Origin of the sequence: Pseudomonas sp. CCNWLW23, from assembly GCF_037095675.1 — a bacterium.
GTDB classification, from domain to species: domain Bacteria; phylum Pseudomonadota; class Gammaproteobacteria; order Pseudomonadales; family Pseudomonadaceae; genus Aquipseudomonas; species Aquipseudomonas atacamensis.
Genome location: NZ_JBAWKM010000003.1, coordinates 84236 through 102275, shown reverse-complemented (window position 1 = coordinate 102275; position 18040 = coordinate 84236). Strand labels below are relative to the sequence as shown.

Annotated in this window: 20 protein-coding genes and 1 riboswitch; of the genes, 4 read left to right on the top strand and 16 right to left on the bottom strand. The window is 61.8% G+C overall.

Features of this window, described 5'->3' with window-relative positions:
• Positions 1–27: 27 nt before the first annotated feature.
• The gene (gene rmuC / locus V8J63_RS05855; protein ID WP_163012219.1) at positions 28–1392 is read right to left on the bottom strand and encodes a DNA recombination protein RmuC; all 1365 of its coding nucleotides are present in this window, start codon (positions 1390–1392) and stop codon (positions 28–30) included.
• Between the two features lie 175 nt (positions 1393–1567).
• Positions 1568–1891 carry a hypothetical protein gene (locus V8J63_RS05850; protein WP_024012181.1) on the bottom strand — a complete coding sequence of 108 codons (324 nt, stop codon included), beginning with the start codon at positions 1889–1891 and terminating at the stop codon, positions 1568–1570.
• A 911-nt stretch (positions 1892–2802) separates the two neighbouring features.
• Between V8J63_RS05850 and V8J63_RS05845 the strand changes: the two genes are divergently transcribed.
• From V8J63_RS05845 to V8J63_RS05835, 3 genes are all read left to right on the top strand, one after another.
• Entirely contained in the window at positions 2803–3027 is a 225-nt protein-coding gene (locus tag V8J63_RS05845; RefSeq protein WP_016773719.1) for a hypothetical protein, read from the top strand.
• Between the two features lie 271 nt (positions 3028–3298).
• Positions 3299–3781 carry a hypothetical protein gene (locus tag V8J63_RS05840; protein WP_024012180.1) on the top strand — a complete coding sequence of 161 codons (483 nt, stop codon included), beginning with the start codon at positions 3299–3301 and terminating at the stop codon, positions 3779–3781.
• 146 nt (positions 3782–3927) lie between these two features.
• The gene (locus V8J63_RS05835; RefSeq protein WP_130902173.1) at positions 3928–5199 is read left to right on the top strand and encodes an OmpP1/FadL family transporter; all 1272 of its coding nucleotides are present in this window, start codon (positions 3928–3930) and stop codon (positions 5197–5199) included.
• 210 nt (positions 5200–5409) lie between these two features.
• Here the strand turns inward: V8J63_RS05835 and V8J63_RS05830 are convergent, their stop codons facing one another.
• The 14 genes from V8J63_RS05830 to cobO form a co-directional block, all read right to left on the bottom strand.
• Positions 5410–5970 carry a glutathione peroxidase gene (locus tag V8J63_RS05830; RefSeq protein ID WP_071171497.1) on the bottom strand — a complete coding sequence of 187 codons (561 nt, stop codon included), beginning with the start codon at positions 5968–5970 and terminating at the stop codon, positions 5410–5412.
• 54 nt (positions 5971–6024) lie between these two features.
• Positions 6025–6147, bottom strand: coding sequence for a hypothetical protein (locus V8J63_RS05825; protein ID WP_024012178.1), 123 nt, complete (start codon positions 6145–6147; stop codon positions 6025–6027).
• Positions 6144–7352 carry an MFS transporter gene (locus V8J63_RS05820; RefSeq protein WP_056783951.1) on the bottom strand — a complete coding sequence of 403 codons (1209 nt, stop codon included), beginning with the start codon at positions 7350–7352 and terminating at the stop codon, positions 6144–6146. Before V8J63_RS05820 ends, V8J63_RS05825 begins: the two co-directional genes overlap by 4 nt.
• A gap of 52 nt (positions 7353–7404) precedes the next feature.
• Entirely contained in the window at positions 7405–7809 is a 405-nt protein-coding gene (locus tag V8J63_RS05815) for a MarR family winged helix-turn-helix transcriptional regulator (RefSeq protein WP_016773714.1), read from the bottom strand.
• Positions 7810–7984: 175 nt separating this feature from the next.
• Positions 7985–8707: an adenosylcobinamide-GDP ribazoletransferase gene (locus tag V8J63_RS05810; protein ID WP_336463740.1), complete on the bottom strand. Its 723-nt coding sequence runs from the start codon at positions 8705–8707 to the stop codon at positions 7985–7987.
• Between the two features lies 1 nt (position 8708).
• Positions 8709–9284 (bottom strand): alpha-ribazole phosphatase family protein, encoded by a 576-nt coding sequence (gene cobC, locus V8J63_RS05805; RefSeq protein ID WP_336342397.1) that lies wholly within the window; start codon positions 9282–9284, stop codon positions 8709–8711.
• Positions 9281–10336: a nicotinate-nucleotide--dimethylbenzimidazole phosphoribosyltransferase gene (cobT, locus tag V8J63_RS05800; protein WP_336463739.1), complete on the bottom strand. Its 1056-nt coding sequence runs from the start codon at positions 10334–10336 to the stop codon at positions 9281–9283. The genes cobC and cobT overlap by 4 nt, the downstream gene beginning before the upstream one ends.
• On the bottom strand, positions 10333–10854 hold the full coding sequence (gene cobU / locus V8J63_RS05795) for a bifunctional adenosylcobinamide kinase/adenosylcobinamide-phosphate guanylyltransferase (RefSeq protein ID WP_336463738.1): 522 nt from the start codon (positions 10852–10854) through the stop codon (positions 10333–10335). Before cobU ends, cobT begins: the two co-directional genes overlap by 4 nt.
• Positions 10855–10974: 120 nt before the next feature.
• Positions 10975–12426 carry a cobyric acid synthase gene (locus V8J63_RS05790; RefSeq protein WP_130887140.1) on the bottom strand — a complete coding sequence of 484 codons (1452 nt, stop codon included), beginning with the start codon at positions 12424–12426 and terminating at the stop codon, positions 10975–10977.
• On the bottom strand, positions 12423–13415 hold the full coding sequence (cobD, locus tag V8J63_RS05785) for a threonine-phosphate decarboxylase CobD (protein WP_073472676.1): 993 nt from the start codon (positions 13413–13415) through the stop codon (positions 12423–12425). Before cobD ends, V8J63_RS05790 begins: the two co-directional genes overlap by 4 nt.
• Positions 13408–14316 (bottom strand): adenosylcobinamide-phosphate synthase CbiB, encoded by a 909-nt coding sequence (gene cbiB, locus V8J63_RS05780; protein WP_130902178.1) that lies wholly within the window; start codon positions 14314–14316, stop codon positions 13408–13410. The genes cobD and cbiB overlap by 8 nt, the downstream gene beginning before the upstream one ends.
• Complete coding sequence (gene bluB / locus V8J63_RS05775; protein WP_024012169.1) at positions 14313–14963, bottom strand: 5,6-dimethylbenzimidazole synthase; 651 nt, start codon at positions 14961–14963, stop codon at positions 14313–14315. Before bluB ends, cbiB begins: the two co-directional genes overlap by 4 nt.
• Positions 14960–16342: a cobyrinate a,c-diamide synthase gene (locus tag V8J63_RS05770; RefSeq protein WP_130887141.1), complete on the bottom strand. Its 1383-nt coding sequence runs from the start codon at positions 16340–16342 to the stop codon at positions 14960–14962. Before V8J63_RS05770 ends, bluB begins: the two co-directional genes overlap by 4 nt.
• Positions 16339–16950 carry a cob(I)yrinic acid a,c-diamide adenosyltransferase gene (cobO, locus tag V8J63_RS05765; protein ID WP_016773703.1) on the bottom strand — a complete coding sequence of 204 codons (612 nt, stop codon included), beginning with the start codon at positions 16948–16950 and terminating at the stop codon, positions 16339–16341. Before cobO ends, V8J63_RS05770 begins: the two co-directional genes overlap by 4 nt.
• 83 nt (positions 16951–17033) lie before the next feature.
• A riboswitch (cobalamin riboswitch) is annotated at positions 17034–17263 on the bottom strand.
• A 163-nt stretch (positions 17264–17426) separates the two neighbouring features.
• Between cobO and V8J63_RS05760 the strand changes: the two genes are divergently transcribed.
• On the top strand, positions 17427–18011 hold the full coding sequence (locus tag V8J63_RS05760) for a hypothetical protein (RefSeq protein ID WP_336463737.1): 585 nt from the start codon (positions 17427–17429) through the stop codon (positions 18009–18011).
• Positions 18012–18040 lie beyond the last annotated feature (29 nt).

Below are 18040 nucleotides of genomic sequence, written 5' to 3'. Positions count from 1 at the left end.
CAGCCAGAAAAAAACGAGCCTTTGAATTTACTCAGGCAACTCAACCAACCCATCAACATCCGTCATCGCCCGCTCCAGCAAATCCGCCGGCAAGCTCTTGCTCGCCCGCGCACCGAGCAACTTCAACTGTTCACTGCGGCTGACCAGATTACCGCGCCCTTCTGTGAGCTTGTTACGCGCCGAGCTGTAAGCCTTGTCCAGCTGCTGCAGACGATTGCCCACTTCGTCCAGATCCTGAATAAACAACACGAACTTGTCGTACAGCCAGCCCGCGCGCTCGGCGATTTCCCGGGCATTCTGGCTCTGCCGTTCCTGCTTCCACAAACTGTCGATCACCCGCAACGTGGCCAGCAGCGTAGTCGGGCTGACGATCACGATATTGCGGTCGAAAGCGTCCTGAAACAGCGACGGCTCAGCCTGCAATGCCGCAGAAAATGCCGCTTCAATCGGTACGAACAGCAAAACGAAATCGAGGCTGTGCAAGCCTTCCAGACGCTTGTAATCCTTGCCGGCCAGACCTTTCACATGATTGCGCAGCGACAATACGTGCTGCTTGATCGCGATCTGCCCCAATGTGTCGTCATCAGCCGCAACATATTGTTGATAGGCCGTGAGACTGACTTTCGAGTCGACCACCACCTGCTTGTCGCCGGGCAGATAAATGATCACATCGGGCTGGAAGCGCTCACCGTCCGGGCCTTTGAGATTGACCTGAGTCTGATACTCGCGGCCCTTCTCCAGACCCGCGTGCTCAAGAACCCGCTCGAGGATCAGTTCGCCCCAATTGCCCTGGGTTTTCTGGCCCTTGAGCGCGCGAGTCAGATTGGTCGCTTCGTCGCTCAGACGCAGGTTCAACGCCTGCAAACGCTCCAGCTCCTTGGCCAGCGAGAAGCGCTCGCGGGCTTCGGCCTGATAGCTTTCTTCAACGCGTTTTTCAAAGGACTGGATGCGCTCTTTCAACGGATCAAGCAACTGCCCAAGCCGCTGCTGGCTGGTTTCGGCAAAGCGCTGCTCACGCTCATCGAAGATCTTGCCGGCCAGCTCGGCGAATTGCGCGCGCAGTTCATCGCGTGAGCCTTGCAGGTCGTTGAGACGTTGTTGATGGCTTTCCTGTTGCTCTCGCAGTTCGGCGCTCAGCGAGGCAGCGTGGGCGTCCAGGCGGCGTAACTCAGCATCCTTGTTGGCGCGTTCGAGGTTCCAGGCGTGGGAGGCATCGCGGGCGTCGTCGCGCTCGATCTGCAGCAATTCGACTTCGCGGCGCAGGGCGGCGAGGTCTGCCTGTTTGGCGGCGTTAGCCTGACCGAGGTCGGCGATCTCATCGCGACTCGCTTCAAGCTGCGCGGTGAGGCCGTCCTGGGCCAGTTGCGCCATGGCCAGGCGCTCTTCGAGCAAGGCCAGATCGGCCTGGGCGTTGCTGGCCCGGCGTTGCAGTTGCCAGGCCAGCGCCAGCAGCGGCACCCCTGCTGCCGCAAGACCAAGCAATATGCTGGTCAAGTCCATAGCCATAGCGACTCCTGCCAATCGGATAAAGCCTGAAGGTTAACCAAGGTGTCTGGGCTTGGACAGCTCAGTCTTCGATCAGACCGAGTTCCTGCTGCGCGCGACGGTCACCGGCACGGGCGGCCTGACGCAGCAGCTCCTGGCCGATACGCCGGTCACGGGCATTGCCGCACTCCCGGCAAATCAATTGGCCGAGGCGGCTCTGTGCAGCGACCACACCTTCACGGGCCGGTTGCTTGAGCAGACGGCCGGCGAGGTGTTTGGCGCTGGGACTGTCGCTCAGGCGCGGCGCATCGAGCAGCCATTCGGCAACACGCACGGAAAAACGCTTGGGAGCGGTAACAGAGGTCGGATTGGAGGTAACAGAGTCTGATACTGAGCGAAACTTCATAAAGCACTGCGGGACAGATCGGAAGGCGCGCCACTTTACTCTCTTTTTCTTACAGGTAAAGTCGAAAAAAACCCGGCACGCCCGTGCTAGAGCAAGCGCTAGGGACAATCCACAGAAGCTGTGGATAAGTCAGTGGACAACCGCTCTACGATCCCCGCAAAGCCTTATGGAATGGGGCTCGCAGTCAAACTGACGATTTTTTCACCAACAAAAAAAGACGATATTTTTCATTGACTTAAACTTTTGATACAGGCAGCGACTGGAGTCAGGATCGATGTGACAGTTGCGTTACGCTCTGCGCAACTAATGTGCACAAGTACCTGTGAGCCGGTTATATGCGTGCGCTTTTTCGGGTCATTTTGCGCAGCTGCGAGCGACCGAGAGGCTCTGCGAAAAGCATGCACGCCGACGGACGGTGCGACACGACCTCTCCCTGTGATCCTTTTTTTGGTCATGGGGTTTGCTTCGCCCGAACGGATCCGTTACTATCCGCGGCGTTAGTACCAAGCTGAAAGTCAATTCCGGTCGAACATCTCCCCACGGTCAACTTCCAACAGGAAGACACTGCCGAAAAAAGCGGGAACGACCCCTCGATGGTTTCCAGGTAAATCTTGCGACGACGCTGCCTTTGAACGAAAACAAAGGGCGTTGCGAAGAACACTTACTCTGACCGAACCAACCTGCAAATTGATCAGGATCTTCACCCCGGGCCCAGAACCTTTGCCCTCGCTGTGATGCCTGTCCTCCTAAGTACCTACCTGCCAGCCCAAGCGCGCACATTTATCAGCGCTTCAAACTGGCTGCTTTGTTCCAGTCGGGTTCTTCGTTCGATCAATGGTGATCAACGTTACTGGAACGTTTTAACGTTGCACGGTTCTTATCCGTGTCATTTGTAGGAACACCTAATAACTATGTCTACTCAAATCCAGACTCAGGATGCCATTCGCACCCTAACCAACGCTTTTGCTCCAATGAACTGCCTGATCATGGCCGCCCGCAAAGGCTGCTTCAGCTTCACTGTGGTCAATGAACACGGCATCGCTCGTCACAGCGAGCGTTTGTACCCCGATCAATACTCCAGCGCCGAACCGCTGCAGGCCGTGATCGAGCGTACCCGTCAGGCACTGGTTGCCTGAAAGCCGGACAGGCTGCAAAAGCAAAGCCCTGCTGAAAAGCGGGGCTTTTTATTGCCTGATATTTCACTTTTAGCGCTGCGCTTCTAAGCATGTTCCGATCTAACGCCCGGGATGCGATGGCGGAAATATTTTAAAAACAGACCTTTACACGCTGAATATGACACTACACTTCAACTCAAGCGGCTTGACCCGCTTGCGGCGAGCCTGAGTCGATCCACTGCTGCCAAAGCCCCTTCAGGACTCGCCCTCAACAACAAGAACCGAGGGTGTTATGGGTATCGCTGCCAGCGAACTGTGCCGCTATGTGATCCGTCCCACACTGATTTATCTGGGACGCCACTGCGCAACTGCCGAATCCCTGCTGCTGGGTATCGCCGCCAGCCAGTCCGCCCTCGGGTCTGCCCTGCATGACCGCCGTGGCCACGGCCTATACCGGATTGCCGAGCATCGCCATCAGGCGCTCTGGGATGATTATCTGGCGCTCGATCCGGAGCGCGCCAGCCTGGTGCGCGGCCTGGCCAGTCAGCATGCGTTCCTCAGCGGCCCGCATCTGGAACTGACCGTCAACCTGCGTTACGCCACGGCCATCGCCTGGCTGCTGGTAGAAGAACAAAACCCCACCCTCCCCGCTCCGACCGACCTGCTCGGCATGGCGCGTATCTGGCGCCAGACCTTTCAACCGCAAGGCCGTTTGCGCGACTTCACCTATGCCTGGCAAACCTGTGTTTCACCGCTGAATCAGGTCGCTTGCTGACCGGGCGGTTTCACAAGTTCTACCATCAGGTCGCCATTTTGGTCGGATTGTCCTACAAAACCGCTCTAACTCAAGGCATACAGGCTATAGCGCTGGGACGAAAATGTTGGTAATTTTCGCCCCGGTGATCACCAGGAGTTCTAATAATGAAAAAAGTCATGCTCAAAACCACCCTTAGCCTCGCCGTTACCCTTGCCTCCACACAAATCTTCGCGGCAGGTTTTGCCCTCAACGAACAAAGCATCAGTGGGATGGGGACTGGTTTTGCCGGGCGATCTTCTTCTGCCGACGACGCAAGCACTGTTTATGGCAACCCGGCCGGCATGGCGCGCATCAAGCGCGAACAAGTCACCGGTGGTGTCGCCGTTGTCGATGCACACACCGATATCAGCAACGCCAGCTCCAGCCCTAACGGCGGCAGCAACAAAGGCGACATGGTGCCCTTCACCGCTGTACCTATGGGCTTCTATGTAAAACCGATCGATGACCACTGGGCATTCGGTCTCGGTGTGTACGTACCGTTCGGTCTGATCACGGATTACGAAAACGGCTTCGCCGGTCGTTACTTCGGCAGCAAGTCCGAAGTGCAAGTCATCACTTTCCAGCCAACCGTCAGCTACGCCTTCAACGATAAGGTGTCGATCGGTTTCGGCCCGACCATCAACCGCATCGACGGCTCGCTGGAATCCAACCTGTCGATCACCCAGGCACTGCCGGACGGCAAGGTCAAGATCAAGGGTGACGACACCGCGCTGGGCTACAACGTCGGCTTGCTGGTCCAGGCCACCGACACCACCCGTGTCGGCCTGACCTACCACTCCAAGGTCGACTACAAGCTCGAAGGCGACACCAAGGTCAACTACAACGCTCTGGCGCTGGTGGGCGTTGGCGCCAACCAGAAGTACGACGCTTCGTTGAAGATCACCACGCCGGAATCCGTGGACCTGTCGGTCACCCAGGCGATCAACGATCGCTGGAACGTCTACGCCGGTACCACCTGGACCCGCTGGAGCCAACTGGAAAAGATCACCGTGAAGAACTCCGGCGTGCAGCCTCTGCTGGCCGGTCAGTTCGGTTCGATCAACGAAGACCAGAACTGGCATGACTCCTGGGCGTACGCCGTGGGTACCTCGTACCAGTTGAACAAGGAATGGGTACTGCGTACCGGTCTGACCTTCGACCAGTCGCCAACCAATAACGAAGACCGCTCGCCACGTATCCCGACTGGCGACCGCACCATCTTCAGTATCGGTGCCGGCTGGAGCCCGACCGACGACCTGACCATCGACGTCGCGTACTCGTACCTCAAAGAAGAGTCGGTCAACATCCGCAACGAAAACGCGCGTGGCCAGACTTACGATGCCAAGTATGAAAACTCGGCAAACGGCTTCGGTGTCGGCGCGACTTACCGCTTCTGATGCACCGTGGCGAGGCTAACCCCTCGCCCACCAAAAAGCCCCGCTCTCTTTACAGAGGCGGGGCTTTTTCTTGCCTGCAACTTTTCACTGGAACGACAAAATCACCCTTGTGGGAGCGAGCCTGCTCGCGAAGGCGGTATGTTAGATGTTGATGTGCTAACTGACACATCGCTTCGCGAGCAGGCCCGCTCCCACAGAGAACAGCATTAATCAGGGCTTCAGCGGTTTGGAGGCAATGGCCTTTTCGATCGCCGCAATAAATTCCGGATCATCCGGTTTGGTCAAACTGGAAAAACTCGCCACCACCTTGCCCTGCCGGTCGACCACATACTTGTAGAAATTCCACTTCGGCGCATTGCTCTGCGCGGCCAGCACCTGGAACAGATGCGTGGCGTCGTCGCCGCGAACCTTCTGCGGCTCGGTCATGTTGAAGGTCACGCCATAGTTGGCGTAGCAGACCTTGGCGGTTTCGGCGCTGTCCTTGGACTCCTGCTTGAAGTCATTGGACGGCACGCCGAGCATCTCCAGCCCTTGCGCCTTGTAGCGCTTGTTCAGCGCCTCGAGGCCTTCGAACTGCGGGGCGAAACCGCAGAAGCTGGCGGTATTGACTACCACCAGCGGCTTGTCGGCGTACTGCTTGCACAGATCGATGGATTCCTTGGCGCGCAGCTTGGGCAGCGAGCCTTGCAGCAGCTCAGGACAATCGGCGGCCTGGGCCAGGCCAGTCAACGCCATCAGCAACGCGGGAACAGCACACCAGCGCATCAACATGTCGAATTTCCTTGGGCAGTCATCAGGCTTCGACGTTACTCGCCACGCTGCCATCTAGCAAATACTCATGCCCAACTGCATCAGCGCCAGACCGCCGCGTTGCCAGCCCCACCACACCAGCGCCAACAGCGCAGCAGCCAGTGCGGTCACGGCGAATCGCGCGCAGATCCGGCTCATGCTGCACTCGCCGCAGCTTGCAGGCGCGCCACCGGACGCTCGCGCACCGGCCAGTTCAGCGCCGCCGCGAGCAGGCTCAAGAGAACCGCCACTTGCCAGATCAAGTCATAACTCCCGGTACGGTCGTACACCACCCCGCCCAGCCAGCCACCAAGGAACGAGCCGAGCTGATGGAACAGAAAGACAATGCCACCGAGCATGGACAAATTGCGCACGCCGAACAAGGTCGCCACCGTACCGTTGGTCAACGGCACCGTCGACAGCCACAGGAAACCCATGGCCATGCCGAACAGATAAGCCGTGGTGGTGGTCACCGGCAACCACAGGAACAGCACGATCACCACTGCGCGCAACAGATACAGCGCAGTCAACAGACGCGGTTTGGACATGCGGCCACCAAGCCAGCCGGCCGTGTAAGTGCCGAAGATATTGAACAGTCCGATCAACGCCAGCACCGTAGTGCCGACACTGGCGGGCAGATGCTGATCGACCAGATACGCTGGCAAGTGCACGCCAATGAACACCACCTGAAACCCGCAGACGAAAAAGCCGAACGCCAGCAGCCAGAAACCGGAGTGCGAGCAGGCCTCACGCAGCGCTTCGGAAAGAGTCTGTTCATGGCCAAGCACCGGCAGCGGCTTGTCCTTGAGCATGCTCACCAGCGGCACAATCATCGCCACCAACAGGCCCAGCACCAACAGCGCGGCCGACCAGCCGAGCCAGCCGATCAGGCCCAGCGTGCCCGGTAACATCGCAAACTGGCCGAACGAACCGGCGGCGCTGGCGATACCCATGCCCATGCTGCGTTTCTCTGGCGGCACAGCGCGACCCACAACACCAAGAATGACCGAAAACGAAGTGCCCGAAAGACCGATACCGATCAGCAGGCCGGCACTCAGTGACAGAGTCACTGCCGAATCAGACAGGCCCATGCACACCAGGCCCGCCGCGTAGAGGATCCCACCGACCAACACCACTTTCGCCGCACCGAAGCGGTCGGCCAGGGCGCCGGTGAATGGCTGCGCCAGGCCCCAGATCAGGTTTTGCAGGGCGATGGCGAAGGCAAACACTTCGCGACCCCAGCCGAACTGCGCGCTCATTGGCGACAGGAACAGGCCGAACCCGTGGCGCACGCCCAATGACAATGCCAGGATCAGCGCACTCCCCAGCAACACCCAACCGCACGTACGCCACATCGATGTCATTGTTATTCTCCAGTCGCGGGTATATACCCGCTTGAGCGCGAAAAAACCGGCGTCAGGCCAGTTCGTCGAGCAGTTTGAGCAAAGTTTCGCGCTTCTCGGCACCGAGACGGTCGATCAGCCGCTGTTGCGCCGCTTCCCACGCCGGCAATGCTGCTGCCAGGCGCTGCACGCCGGTTTCGGTGAGGCGCACGATACGGTTGCGCATGTCCTCGCCTTCGGCCAGCGCCACCAGACCTTCGCCCTCCAGCACACGTAAATTGCGCCCGAGAGTGCTGCGATCCAGGCCCATGGCTTCGGCCAGTTCGGAAATGCTCGGTTGCTCCAGCCGCTGCAGATTACACAGCAGAGAATACTGGGCAACGTTGATCCCGAAGCCGTCGAGAGCGCCGTCGTAATGCCTGCTGACGCCACGCGCGGCGCGACGCAGGTTGGTGCACAAACACTGAGAAGGAAGCATGATGCGTGTATATACCCGCGAGTGTGTTAAATCAAGTTACAGATGAGTTTACTCTGCACATCATTGTTGCCGGTGAGGCCGCCTTCGCGAGCAGGCTCGCTCCCACAGGGGATTGCATTTCGAAGGTGGGAGCGAGCCTGCTCGCGAAGGGGCCGGCATCATCTCCGCAAATCCTTCAGACCAAAGCGAGCCCCACCAACACCCCCATCTCCAGCAATTCCAGCAACGCCCCCGCCGTGTCCCCGGTAGTCCCGCCCAACCGCCGCATCATCAAACGCCGCAGCCAGACAAACCCGACCAGCGAAATCAGCACCGCGCCAATACCCGCGATGAACACGCAGCCCAGCGCACTCAACCCCAGCACCCACCACCCCGCTCTACGCGGCAGATGATCGGCCAGTGCCTGACCCAAGCCACCCGCACGCACATACGGCGTAGTCAGAAACAACCCCAACAGCGCCGCTCGCCCGAGCACCGGCACGATGATCAGCGCCAGGGTATGCCCTTGTTCGATCAATGCCAGCAGTGCGGCAAATTTGAGCAACAACACCAGCACCAGCGTGACCACCGCAATCGGCCCGCTGCGCGGATCTTTCATGATCGTCAACGTGCGCTCGCGATCACCAAAACCGCCGAGCCAGGCATCGGCGCTGTCGGCCAAGCCATCGAGATGCAGCGCGCCGCTGAGCAATACCCACACGGTCAGCAACAGCGCCGCATGCAGCAACATCGGCGCGCTGGCCAACAACAGATTCAACGCGAAGAGGATCAGCCCGAACAGCAATCCCACCAGCGGATAAAACAGCAGCGAACGGCCAAGCTGTTGCGGCGCGGGCATGCCCGGGAGGCGAATCGGCAGACTGCTGAGAAACTGCAAGGCGATCCACAGCGGCAACATCTCAGTGACCTTCCTTGAGCGCGCCGTCCGCAGCGACTGTTAGCGCAAACAGCGCGCCGTGGCAGACTTCGACGTTGAGCAACTGTTCACGTGGCAGCTCTCGTGCCTGCGCGAGCAACAAGCGCATCACGCCGCCGTGGCTGACCAGCAGAATCCGTTCGCCGGCGTAAGCCGCGTGCAATCGCGCGACCGCCGCCAACACCCGCGCGGAAAACGCGCTGACCGGCTCCCCCTGCGGTGGCGTGAAGCCATAGGGATCCGCCCAGAACAGCCCCAGCGCTTCGGCATCCGTTTCCATCAGCGCCGCCGCGCTCTGCCCTTCCCACGCGCCGAAATGCAGTTCCTGCAGATCCTTGTCCAGATGCACGGACAGGTTCAGTTGCTCCCCGAGTTCAGCAGCGAAGCGCGCGCAGCGCTGCAATGGCGAACTGACGATACGATCCCACGGCCCGCCGTCGACCACCGCCGCACGCATCTGCGTCCAGCCGTTTGCGGTCAGAGCATCGTCGAGGCTGCCGCGCAAGCCGCCGCCGAGTTCCGTTTCGCCGTGGCGCAGCAGATCCAGGCGCAGGCTCATGCCGGGCGATCCGCCACGGCTGCTTCGGCGAATGTCGCCATTTGCCCGTGCAGGTCACAGGCCAGACGCAGCAACGGCACCGCCAACGCCGCGCCACTGCCCTCGCCGAGGCGCAGGCCGAGCTCGAGCAGCGGCTCGGCGCTCAGGGTTTCCAGCACATGGCGATGGCCCGGCTCGGCACCGCGATGGCCGAACAACAGCCACTCACGACAGGCTGGATTCAAGCGCACCGCGACCAGTGCCGCGACCGTGCAGATGAAGCCGTCGACCAGCACCGCAATGCCTTCCTGCGCGCAGGCCAGATAGGCGCCAACCAACGCGGCAACCTCGAACCCGCCGAGATTGAACAGCGTCTGCAAGGCATCGCCACGCTGTGCGGCATGCAGCGCCAGCGCGCGTTCGATCACTTGCGCCTTGTGGCTGACGCCAGCGGCATTCAGCCCGGTGCCGGGACCGGTGAGGTGCGCCACCGGGCAATCGAGCAAGGCGCAGGCCAGCGCACTGGCCGCCGTGGTGTTGCCGATGCCCATTTCGCCGCCGATGAACAACTGCGTGCCGGCGGCTTTCGCGCGCAAGACGCTGTCGCGACCGGCCTGCAAGGCCGATTCGCCCTGCGCCTGAGTCATCGCTGCGCCCTGAGCGAAGTTCGCCGTTCCCGCGCCGATGTTCAGATGGCGCACGCCGGGCAGATTCAGCGCCGGATTCACCGTGCCCAGATCGACCACTTCCAGCTGCGCGCCGAGCTGACGCGCCAGCACGCTGATCGCCGCGCCGCCGCTGACAAAGTTGAGCAGCATCTGCCCGGTGACTTCCTGCGGATAAGCCGATACGCCTTCGGCTACCACGCCATGGTCGCCAGCGAAAATCGCGATCCAGACTTGATCCAGCGTTGGCTTGAGCTGACCTTGCAGACCGGCCAGGTGCACGGCCACCGATTCAAGGCGCCCCAGCGAACCGGCCGGTTTGGTCAGTTGCTGCTGGCGCTCGGTCGCTTGCGCAACGATTTCGGCGTTCTCGGTTTTGCACGGGTTCAGCCACCAGGTCGGGCTCATAACGCAGGTCCTTTCAAAGTCAGGGGCAGGCCGGCGACGGTCAGGACAACTCGCTGACAGCGCTCGGCCAGAGCTTGATGCAGCCAACCGGCTTCATCGACATAGCGGCGAGTCAATTCGCCCAGCGGCACGACACCCATTCCGGTCTCGTTGCTGACAAAAATGATTTCACCCGGCAACGACGCCAGGCAGTCGAGCAAGGCTTCACGCTCGGAGGCGAGACGTTCGGCGTCGTCGAGCATCAGCAGATTGGTCAGCCACAGGGTCAGGCAATCGACCAGCAGGCAGCGCTCGGCGCCGGCGGATTCGCGCAGCACGCGGGCCAGTTCCAGCGGCTCTTCGATCAACGCCCATTCGGCCGGGCGACGCGCGCGATGATGGGCGACGCGTTGATTCATTTCGCCGTCCAGCGGCTGGCTGGTGGCGATGTAGGTGACCGCCAGATGGCTGTCGCTGGCGAGTTTTTCCGCTAGACGACTCTTGCCGGAGCGGGCGCCGCCGAGGATCAGTTGGAGCATGGGTTCATCCAAAAATGTGTGGTAAGGCAGCCGCCCCCTTCGCGAGCAGGCTCGCTCCCACCGTTGATCGCAGTTCCCTGTGGGAGCGAGCCTGCTCGCGAAGAGGCCAGCCAGGACAACTCAAATCCCGCAGAGCTGACGCAACAGCCCGGTATCCAGATGCTTCTCCACCAGATCCGCCAGCCGCTCGATGTCGCGTTCGCGCAAGCCGTGGTAATCGACTTCCTGCACATCACTCAACCCGGCCCAGCGCAACAACGCCGCGCTCGCCTCGGGGGATTCGAACAAGCCATGCAGATAGGTGCCGAACACCTGGCCATCGGCACTTTGCGCACCATCGCAACGACCGTCGTCCAGATGCACCGCCGGGGTTTCCAGCCCCGGCCCGCTGGTTACGCCAGCATGAATTTCGTAACCGCTGACTGCGGCGTTTTCCAGTGCCAGCCGCCCGCGCACGTTGCGCAGTTGCTTTTCGGCTTCGAGCTGGGTTTCGAACGCCAGCAGACCCAGACCGGCGCTCGAGCCGGCAGCACCCTCGAGCCCAAGCGGATCGTGCACCTGCTCGCCGAGCATCTGCAGACCGCCGCAAATCCCCAGCACCTTGCCGCCGTAGCGCAGATGCCGATTGATTGCCGCGTCCCAGCCGTTGGCGCGCAGATAAGCCAGATCACTGCGCACGCTTTTCGAGCCCGGCAGGATGATCAGGTCGGCGGCGGGAATTGCCTGGCCCGGGCCGACGAATTGCAGATCCACCTGCGGGTGCAGACGCAGCGGGTCGAAATCGGTGTGATTGCTGATGCGCGGCAGCACCGGCACCACCACTTTCAACACCTGCTCGGCCTTGTCGGTCTGGCGTTGGTCGATGCCGTCCTCGGCCTCGAGGTGCAGGTCCATCACGTAGGGCAACACGCCGACCACCGATTTGCCGGTGCGCTGCTCCAGCCAGTCGAGGCCCGGTTGCAGCAAGGCGATATCGCCGCGAAAGCGGTTGATGATGAAGCCTTTGACCCGCGCCTGTTCACTCGGCGAAAGCAATTCCAGGGTGCCGACCAAATGCGCAAACACGCCGCCGCGATTGATGTCGGCGATCAGCAAAACCGGGCAATCCACCGCTTCGGCAAAGCCCATGTTGGCAATGTCGCCGGCGCGCAGATTGATCTCCGCCGGCGAACCGGCGCCTTCGACCATTACCAGCGGATACGCAGCGCTGAGTCGCTCGTGCGAGGCGAGCACCGCTTGCATCGCGATGGCCTTGTAATCGTGATAGGCGACGGCGTTCATCGTCGTCACCGCGCGGCCATGAATGATCACCTGCGCGCCGGTGTCGCTGTTGGGCTTGAGCAGCACCGGGTTCATGTCGGTGTGGGGTTCGAGAAAGGCCGCTTGCGCCTGCACTGCCTGCGCGCGGCCGATCTCGCCGCCGTCAGCGGTGACTGCGCTGTTGAGCGCCATGTTCTGCGGCTTGAACGGCACCACCGCCACACCCTGGCGGGTGGCCCAGCGGCACAACGCCGTCACCAAAGTGCTTTTGCCGGCATCGGACGTGGTGCCTTGCACCATCAGAGTGGTCATGGATGGTCCTTGGTGAAAGCTTGCAAAGCCTGTTCGAGACGCAGCGCTTGCGCGGCATCCGCTGGCAGGCCGAAACGTACACTACTGTTGTGGCTGAACAGGCGCAGGAGGATGCCGCGCCGGGCGAGGAATTCGTGCAGCGCTTCGGCGTGCTCGGTGATCAGCCACTGAAACAGCGCGCAGCCACCCTGCGGTGCAAAACCGCAACGGGTCAGCAGCGCCGCCAACCGTTCACTCGCTTCATCGCTGCGAATCCGCTGACGGGTGTGACCCTCGGTGTCTTGCAGGCACGCCGTACCGAGCACCCGCGTCGGCCCGCTCACCGCCCACGGCCCGACCTGTTCGGCGAGCAGTTTGAGCAACTTGCGCTCGGCCAGAACGAAACCGAGGCGCACCCCGGCCAGACCGAAAAACTTGCCGAACGAACGCAACACCACCAGCCCGACCTGATGCGCATAGGGCGCCAGGCTCAGTTGCGGCGTGTTGTCCATGAACGCTTCGTCGACCACCAGCCAGCCGCCACGTTGCGCCAGCCGCGCATGCCAGTCGAGCAGGCGCGCCGGGGTCAGGCTGAGGCCGGTCGGATTGTTCGGATTGACCACCACCAGCACATCAAGACTGTCGAGAAAGAACTCGACTTCCTGCTCGAGCACTTCACGGACAATGTAACCGCTGCGCCTCCAGGCTTCGGCATGCTCGGCATAGCACGGCGACAACACGCCGACCTTGCCGGCCCGGCGCAGACGCGGCAGCAACTGGATGGCCATTTGCGAGCCGGCGACCGGCAGCACCTGCGCGGCGCCGTAATAATCGCAGGCGGCCTGTTCCAGACCGTCATCGGTTTCCGGCAAGCGCGCCCAGGCGCGTAGCGGGATCTCCGGGATCGGGAACGGCCACGGCGCGAGGCCGCTGGACAGGTCGAGCCAGTCGGCTTCGGCAATCCCGTAATCGAGTGCAGCCTTGCGCAGCCGGCCACCGTGCTCAAGCATAAAATTCCGCCCCCAGGCAAAGCATCAGCAGCCATAACCATACGCCGCGCTGGACCAATTGCCAGCCACGGTCGATGGAATCGGCATCAGCCGGCGCACCTTCGCCCAGTTGCGGACGTTCATGCAGTTCGCCGTGATAGATCGCCGGGCCACCCAACTCGACGCCCAGTGCACCGGCACCGGCCGCCATCACCGGGCCGGCGTTGGGGCTGTCCCACTTTGGCGCCTGGGTGCGCCAGCACTTGAGCGCGAGTCGGGTTTTGCCGAGCAGCGCGTAGGTCAATGCCACCAGACGCGCAGGAATGTAGTTCAACACGTCGTCGATTTTCGCCGCCGCCCAGCCGAAACGCTCGAAGCGTTCGTTGCGATAACCCCACATCGCATCGAGGGTATTGCTCAAGCGATACAGGACCACGCCCGGCGCGCCGGCGACGACAAACCAGAACAGCGCAGCGAACACCGCATCGCTGCCGTTCTCCAGCACCGACTCAGTCGCGGCGCGGGCAACCGCAGTGCCGTCGAGTTCATCGGTCTGGCGGCTGACCAGATAACCGACACGCTTGCGCGCCTCGTCCAGATCATCGGCGCGCAACGCCGCCGCAACCGGCGCAACATGTTCGCCGAGGCTGCGCATGCCGAGGGCGCAATACAACGCGAGAATCTCGACAATCCAGCCGACATAGGGCGCCCAGGAAAATGCCGTGGCGAGCAAGGTCAGCGGCAGTACCGCGATAACCCACGCGGTCACGCCATGGCTGCGCCAGCCACGGCCGCCGGCGTTGAAGCGTTGCTCAATGCGTCCGGCAAAATTGCCGAACGCCACCAGCGGATGCCAGCGTTTCGGTTCACCGAGCAGCGCATCCAGCGCTACCGCAGCGACACTCAGCAACGCCACACTCATTGACTCACTCCCCAATAATTTTCGTACAGCAGCTCGTTCAGCGGTCGCGCCTGCGCCCAGCCTTCAAGTACCAGCATCGGCGCCGGGTAGAATTCCTTGACCGGGCCGAGACACAACACCGCCAGCGGCTTGGCACCGGCCGGCAACTTGAGCAAATCCGCCAACGCTTGCGGCTCGAACAGCGAGACCCAGCCCATGCCCAAGCCTTCAGCGCGGGAGGCCAGCCACAGATTCTGGATCGCGCAGGACAACGAGGCCATGTCCATTTCCGGCAACGTGCGCCGACCGAAGATGTGTTTTTCGCGATCGTCCATCAGCGCCGCGACCAGCACCTCAGCGCAGTCGTTGATGCCTTCGACCTTGAGCTGCATGAACTCATCGCTGCGCTCGCCAAGGGCTTCGGCGGTGCGGATGCGCTCTTCTTCCACCAGATCGCGGATCTGCCCGCGCAGAGCGCGATCGCTGATGCGGATGAAGCGCCACGGCTGCATCAGGCCGACGCTCGGCGCTTGATGAGCGGCTTCGAGCAGACGACGCAGCAGCTGCGGTTCGACGCTGCCGCCGGTGAAGTGGCGCATGTCGCGGCGTTCGGCGATGGCCTTGTAGACCGCCGCGCGTTCGGCTTCGGAGAATGTGTTGTCGGTCATGGCCCTTTCGCGAGCAGGCTCGCTCCCGCAGGGTTCAGGTCATCCATTGTGGGAGCGAGCTTGCTCGCGAAGCCGGCCTCACTGTCTGGCGCAAACAATGACGCAATCGCAGTCGGATTCGATGGGAAATAAAAGTGCACGTACGACGCCGTCATCCGTCCCTCGCGATAAACCGCCTCAGCGCCGCGCCCGCCATTGGGACTCAGCCCACGGGCAATAGGCGTCAGCTCGGTGGTGGTCAGCGAATGATGATAGGTATGCCCACGCAACTCCCCTTCCGGCAGCTCAACCGCCTGCAACGCCAGCGCCGCCAGACGCTTCTGCATCACCGCCTCGCCCTTGAGCAAACCGACCAGCTCAGCACGGGTGCCTTCCACGTCGGTCAGCGAATCAAGCAGGTAAAGCATGCCGCCACATTCGGCGAGCAACGGCTTGCCCGCCGCGTGGTGCGCGCGGATTGCTGCAAGCATCGAGGTGTTCTGCGCCAGCGCGACGTGATGCAACTCTGGATAGCCGCCCGGCAGATACAGGCTGTCCGCCTCGGGCAATTGCGTGTCGCGGATCGGCGAGAAAAATTGCAGCTCGGCGCCCATCGCCCGCAGCAGATCGAGGCTGGCGCCATAGGTGAAGGCAAAGGCTTCATCGCGGGCGACGGCGATGCGCACACCATTCAATAAAGGCTCGGCGGCGATGAGGTCAGGCGCGGCGAATTCAACCGCCGGTGGCAGCGCGACTTGGCAACTGCTGGCCAGCGCATCGGCAGCCGCGTCGAGACGCAGATCCAGATCATTCAATTCGCTGGCCTGGACCAGACCGAGGTGGCGGCTCGGCAATTCGATGCCGGTCTCGCGGGACAGCGCACCGTACCAGCGCAAACCTTCGGTGAGGCTGCCTTCGAGCAATTGCGCATGGCGCAGGGTGCCGACGCGGTTGGCCAGCACGCCAGCGAACGGCAAGTCCGGCTGATACTTCGCCAGGCCCAGCGCCAAGGCGCCAAAGGTCTGCGCCATGGCGGTGCCATCGATCACGCCGAGCACCGGCACACCGAAGTGGCGCGCCAGATCAGCGCTGGACGGCGTGCCGTCGAACAGGCCCATTACGCCCTCGATCAGAATCAGGTCGGCTTCGGCGGCGGCTTCCCACAACAGCCGGCGACTTTCCTGCTCGCCGACCATCCACATGTCCAGTTGATACACCGGCGCACCGCTGGCGCGCTCGAGGATCATCGGGTCGAGAAAGTCCGGGCCGCATTTGAACACGCGCACCTTGCGCCCCTGGTTGCGATGCAAACGGGCGAGTGCAGCGGTGACGGTGGTCTTGCCCTGACCGGAGGCCGGCGCGGCAATCAATACCGCCGGGCAGTGACGTGGTTGCTTCAAAGTTCGACGCCTTTCTGCGCTTTGATCCCGGCCTGGAAGGCGTGCTTGAGCATGCCCATCTCGGTGACCGTGTCGCCCATCTCGATCATTTCCGGCTTGGCGCCGCGACCGGTGACCACCACGTGCTGCATCGGCGGACGCGCCTGCAAATCGCTGAGCACCTGATCGAGATCGAGGTAGCCGTGCTTGAGGGCGATGTTCAACTCATCGAGCACTACCAGACCGATCGAAGGGTCGCGCAACAATTCGCGCGAGACTTCCCAAGCGGCGGTCGCCGCGGCGATGTCGCGCTGACGATCCTGGGTTTCCCAGGTGAAGCCTTCGCCCATGACGTGGAAACGCACCTGCTCGGGGAAGCGGCGGAAAAACAATTCTTCGCCGGTGCTGTTGCGGCCCTTGATGAACTGCACCACGCCGCATTGCATGCCGTGGCCCATGGCGCGGGCGAGCATGCCGAACGCCGAACTGCTTTTGCCTTTGCCATTGCCGGTCAGCACCAGCACCAGGCCACATTCGTCGGGCGAGTTGGCGATGCGTTCGTCGATCACGGCTTTCTTGCGCTGCATACGCGCCAGATGGCGTTCGTCACGCTCGGGGGAATCAGTCATGGGGGGAGCTCTCCGTTGAGGCTGGATAACGGCGGGCAGGCACAAGAATAGACGGCAAAAAGCCTGGCATCGCCCACCGTGATGCCGCTGAGATGGATCAGGCCGGTCTCCGGGCTCATGAGCGGCGTTTCGCCGGACTGCGCGCCTTCCCGCTTCTTTCGAGGCAGTGGCTGAAGGCGCAGTTTTCACTCATTTACCGTTGCGGGGGCAGCGCCGGGATCGTCGTGGCTTCGCTTGAAGACCACCCTCACCGGCTTCCCTGTTTCACTCTGTCGACGCGGGGCCACAGAGCACCTGAAACAAGCGGCGAAGGTTAGAGGGTTGGGGGTGGAGCGTCAATTGAAGAGGCGCTTTGCGCGCGAATAACTGCCGCTGATCAAATGTGCAGCGGCAATCTTGTGCCAGACTGTGACAAGTGATATCAAAGAGCCATGCTTTTTCCAAAAAAGCCCACTACAACAATAAGGATGACGACGATGCAAGGCATGATCATCAGCAACCCGCGCCTGGAATTCCTGCGCCCGATGCTGGAACGCTGGTTTGACTGTATCGATCGCTACAACACCGTTCGCGGCGACAACGACACGCCATATTGGCACGACGAGAAAGCCAATCTCGGTCTGCTCGCGGCAGCGGCGTGGATGGCTGAAATGGTCACGCTGAACGACACGGCCACGCGCAAACAGAACGAAGAAGGCGAACGCAATGCTCGCGCAGATCTGCTGATCGCTGGCGCCGAAGACCGCGCGTTCATCCAGGCCACGCAACGCTGGCCACGGGTCAACAACCTCAACCTGACCCAGGCCCTGCTCGACATCACCGCTGATGCCAAGCGCATCAGCTACGCCAGCGATCTCAAGCTCGGCTGCCTCTTCGTCGCCCCGCAAAAGGTCCAGCAGAGCGCCAGCCCCGAGGAACTGCAGGACATGGTCGACGACCTGCAAAAGGAACACACCTGCGCCGTGGCCTGGTATTTCCCCTACGCCTATCGCAAATTGCACAGCGACGCGGGCAACTATCATCCGGGCATCGCCGTGCTGTTCAAGGAAGCCCGCGGTTGAGCAGTTGAACCATCGGGCCTGCGCCCTCC

What these genes read in the sequence shown, in the direction of transcription:
- V8J63_RS05850 (WP_024012181.1), bottom strand. Translation starts at nt 1,891, where the DNA reads ATGAAGTTTCGCTCAGTATCAGACTCTGTTACCTCCAATCCGACCTCT.
- V8J63_RS05845 (WP_016773719.1), top strand. Translation starts at nt 2,803, where the DNA reads ATGTCTACTCAAATCCAGACTCAGGATGCCATTCGCACCCTAACCAAC.
- V8J63_RS05840 (WP_024012180.1), top strand. Translation starts at nt 3,299, where the DNA reads ATGGGTATCGCTGCCAGCGAACTGTGCCGCTATGTGATCCGTCCCACA.
- V8J63_RS05835 (WP_130902173.1), top strand. Translation starts at nt 3,928, where the DNA reads ATGAAAAAAGTCATGCTCAAAACCACCCTTAGCCTCGCCGTTACCCTT.
- V8J63_RS05830 (WP_071171497.1), bottom strand. Translation starts at nt 5,970, where the DNA reads ATGTTGATGCGCTGGTGTGCTGTTCCCGCGTTGCTGATGGCGTTGACT.
- V8J63_RS05825 (WP_024012178.1), bottom strand. Translation starts at nt 6,147, where the DNA reads ATGAGCCGGATCTGCGCGCGATTCGCCGTGACCGCACTGGCTGCTGCG.
- V8J63_RS05820 (WP_056783951.1), bottom strand. Translation starts at nt 7,352, where the DNA reads ATGACATCGATGTGGCGTACGTGCGGTTGGGTGTTGCTGGGGAGTGCG.
- V8J63_RS05815 (WP_016773714.1), bottom strand. Translation starts at nt 7,809, where the DNA reads ATGCTTCCTTCTCAGTGTTTGTGCACCAACCTGCGTCGCGCCGCGCGT.
- V8J63_RS05810 (WP_336463740.1), bottom strand. Translation starts at nt 8,707, where the DNA reads ATGTTGCCGCTGTGGATCGCCTTGCAGTTTCTCAGCAGTCTGCCGATT.
- cobC (WP_336342397.1), bottom strand. Translation starts at nt 9,284, where the DNA reads ATGAGCCTGCGCCTGGATCTGCTGCGCCACGGCGAAACGGAACTCGGC.
- cobT (WP_336463739.1), bottom strand. Translation starts at nt 10,336, where the DNA reads ATGAGCCCGACCTGGTGGCTGAACCCGTGCAAAACCGAGAACGCCGAA.
- cobU (WP_336463738.1), bottom strand. Translation starts at nt 10,854, where the DNA reads ATGCTCCAACTGATCCTCGGCGGCGCCCGCTCCGGCAAGAGTCGTCTA.
- V8J63_RS05790 (WP_130887140.1), bottom strand. Translation starts at nt 12,426, where the DNA reads ATGACCACTCTGATGGTGCAAGGCACCACGTCCGATGCCGGCAAAAGC.
- cobD (WP_073472676.1), bottom strand. Translation starts at nt 13,415, where the DNA reads ATGCTTGAGCACGGTGGCCGGCTGCGCAAGGCTGCACTCGATTACGGG.
- cbiB (WP_130902178.1), bottom strand. Translation starts at nt 14,316, where the DNA reads ATGAGTGTGGCGTTGCTGAGTGTCGCTGCGGTAGCGCTGGATGCGCTG.
- bluB (WP_024012169.1), bottom strand. Translation starts at nt 14,963, where the DNA reads ATGACCGACAACACATTCTCCGAAGCCGAACGCGCGGCGGTCTACAAG.
- cobO (WP_016773703.1), bottom strand. Translation starts at nt 16,950, where the DNA reads ATGACTGATTCCCCCGAGCGTGACGAACGCCATCTGGCGCGTATGCAG.
- V8J63_RS05760 (WP_336463737.1), top strand. Translation starts at nt 17,427, where the DNA reads ATGCAAGGCATGATCATCAGCAACCCGCGCCTGGAATTCCTGCGCCCG.